This is a genomic window from Ruminococcus sp. (genome assembly GCF_019417665.1).
In the GTDB taxonomy this organism is placed as follows: Bacteria; Bacillota; Clostridia; order Oscillospirales; family Ruminococcaceae; genus Ruminococcus_C.
The window spans coordinates 1-2,543 of record NZ_DXUU01000119.1 but is presented as its reverse complement, the minus strand read 5'-3'; the positions used below and the strand labels follow the sequence as shown (position 1 = coordinate 2,543).

Sequence of the window (2,543 nt, the reverse complement as noted above, 5' to 3'; positions counted from 1 at the left end):
GCCTACCAGCGGAGTCGCAGCGTCGATCCACAAATTCCGGTATTCACTCTTTGCCATCTCCGGGAACAGTTCCACATAAGTCCCGCTGATACCAGACAGATAATCCTCCGCATCCATTACCTGACTTGCGGAAGCCGAAGAAGCCACCGAGGAGGAAACGCTGGATGCCGAAGACGCTGTGCTTGCGCTCTGCTGGCCGCAGCCGACAGCAGACAGCAGGCAGACCGCAGACAAGGCCACTGCAACAAATTTCTTTTTCATCATCATATGAAAGTACCTCCGGTTTTAAAGTAAGTTTGTTCTAACCGCTCTGTACTTTAGCATATTTTTCGGCCGTGGACTACTCCATTCTGATTTCCCTGCTCCGTTTTGCGAGTCCATTTGCGTGGGTGCGGTACTGCGACGGGGTCGTTCCATATCGTTTCCGGAAAGCCTCCGAAAACTTGCTGGCGTTGTCATATCCTGCATTCTGTGCGATCTGCGTAATGGGCTTTGCGCTCCGGACAAGCTCTACGGCAGCCTGTTCCAGACGGTATTCCTTGATATAGTGGTATACTGGCACACCGTAGACCTGTTTGAACATTTTTTGCAGGTGCGAAACCGAGATCCCGTGTTCTTCTGCCAGCTGCGCAAGGGAGACATACCCCTCCCGGTTTGTCAGAAGGTGATCCCGGAGATGGTGTGCCAGTTCGGTCTGTTCGGTAGAACAGTACAAGTCCGTTCCTTCCTCCTGCGGAATGCGGCTCAGCAGCATCAACAGCTCCACCACCTTGAGCCGCAGGAACCGGAGATCCATGTAGGGCGCATTTTCGTACAATTCCCGGAAAACGTGCTCACAGCGGGGTCCTGCCGTACCGAACATGAACCATCGGTTTCCCAGAAGATTCTGCTTCAGTACCGCAAAATCCACCGAAAAGCCCGGTGCGTTCTTCTCAAGCCAGTTCTGAGCGGCTGCTGGATCAACTTCCAGACACAGCCCTTCGTAACAGCCCAGCGGGAACCGTGACTCTGAACGTGTTCCATGCCGTCCGTCGTAGCAGCTGACGGCCATATCCCCCGGCTTTAGCAGAACGCTATCACGCATGGAAAAGCTGGTTTCAAAACGGCCATTGATGCAGAAATTGATCTCTATCATACCGATCTGCGTGCGGATTTCCGTATAGGTCTCCATCTCCAGCCGCAGCAGCATGATCCCCACGCCATCAAACAGCCGGTAATAGTGAATTTCTCCACTTCCGGCCGCATTTTCAAAGCCGCCTGTTTGTCCGGGATTATAGGGAGTGACCCCCGTTTTGTCATGAAAAATGATATCAATCATACTGTTTATTCAATCCGATCTCCACAATCCGTCTTTTGCAGGGCTTGGAATGGCAGCTGTGGTCAACTGGCAGATCTCTGTCTTTCATGTTTTTCCTTTCTTCGCCCCTTGCATCGCAATTTTCTCAACCATGCGCTATCCCAGTGCCACATCCAGTACCATCATCACGCTGAAGCCTACCGCAAAAAACACCGTGCCGACGTTAGAGTGCCGCCCCTGCGACATTTCCGGGATCAGCGCCTCCACCACCACATACAGCATGGCTCCGGCGGCAAAGCTGAGCAGATAGGGCAAGGCGGGCACCACGATGCCTGCCGCCAGGATCGTCAGAACTGCTCCGATCGTACCGAGAATGTACCATCGAATCAGCTTTTTCGGTTTCTCCGTCTTCATCTTTTTTGCCTCCGATTGCAGTTCATGATTCTGCTTTTCATTTGGGCAATTTCCAACTTCTTAGAAAATCAAATGGACAATACCGCCGACAATTGCCGCTCCCGCAACCCAGATCAGCGCCAGTATGCTTCGCTTTTTCAGCACCTGCCTCCAGGTCTGCACGAACGGCGCATCTTCAAGCCCTGGCAGCACCCAAAACTGGCTGTGCCCGACCCATAGCTTGTCGATTACAACGCCGTCATAGATATTCATGACCTCAAGAAACAGCAGCGCCTGCCAATAGGCCTCACCAAAGGAGGAAGCCCCGTTCCACAAACCGATGATCAGCACAAGAGCAGCAAGCATCACGATAAAGAACGGTATCATAAAGCATTTTCGTTTCCGGTTCATCGTATTGCGGTCGATCAGTCCCAGTTCGATGGCGCGATCCTGCACCTCCTTGGGATAAAAGTACAGTCCATTGACAGCACCACCGATCACAGCGATTTTTATCATTGCGGTAAACAGCAGACAATAAAGCAGCAGTTGCAGTACGATCATTGTTTTTCTCCTCTCAGTCTGCGTGCGAATCGGGCATATGCTCCCATTTCCTTCGTCTTCCATCGTGGTTCATACAAAACAAGAAAGTATGCCAGAAATACCATGTACCGAATCGTTTGATTTCCATTTCAATATGCCTCCCACTATTATCTGACCTTCATGCAGAAATCGCAGCGGTCATTTCCACGCCCCAGCGTCATGCTTCTCTCCCAGATCAGCTTCGGATGCAGCCCGGTATAGCTGATGTCATCACTGTCGCAAAAGCAACGGCACAGCTCCGGGCAGCCGTATT

At 51.8% G+C, this 2,543-nt stretch carries 3 protein-coding genes and 2 pseudogenes; all 5 read right to left on the bottom strand.

Translation table 11 applies throughout. The annotated features are described in order from the left end of the window. Positions 1-267: pseudogene (locus QZ375_RS14120) on the bottom strand (hypothetical protein); the annotation flags it as partial. Positions 268-340: 73 nt separating this feature from the next. Beyond that, complete coding sequence (locus tag QZ375_RS14115; protein ID WP_005935772.1) at positions 341-1,318, bottom strand: helix-turn-helix domain-containing protein; 978 nt, start codon at positions 1,316-1,318, stop codon at positions 341-343. Positions 1,319-1,453: 135 nt separating this feature from the next. After that, positions 1,454-1,660, bottom strand: a pseudogene (locus QZ375_RS14110) (ZIP family metal transporter); the annotation flags it as partial. Positions 1,661-1,771: 111 nt separating this feature from the next. Continuing rightward, positions 1,772-2,251 (bottom strand): hypothetical protein, encoded by a 480-nt coding sequence (locus QZ375_RS14105; RefSeq protein ID WP_156059597.1) that lies wholly within the window; start codon positions 2,249-2,251, stop codon positions 1,772-1,774. A 146-nt stretch (positions 2,252-2,397) separates the two neighbouring features. Beyond that, positions 2,398-2,543 (bottom strand): L-2-amino-thiazoline-4-carboxylic acid hydrolase (locus QZ375_RS14100; protein WP_295220019.1); only part of this gene is annotated, 146 nt, incomplete at its 5' end.

Excerpts from the sequence above, each read along its gene's own strand:
- QZ375_RS14115 (WP_005935772.1), bottom strand. The coding sequence starts at position 1,318 with ATGATTGATATCATTTTTCATGACAAAACGGGGGTCACTCCCTATAAT.
- QZ375_RS14105 (WP_156059597.1), bottom strand. The coding sequence starts at position 2,251 with ATGATCGTACTGCAACTGCTGCTTTATTGTCTGCTGTTTACCGCAATG.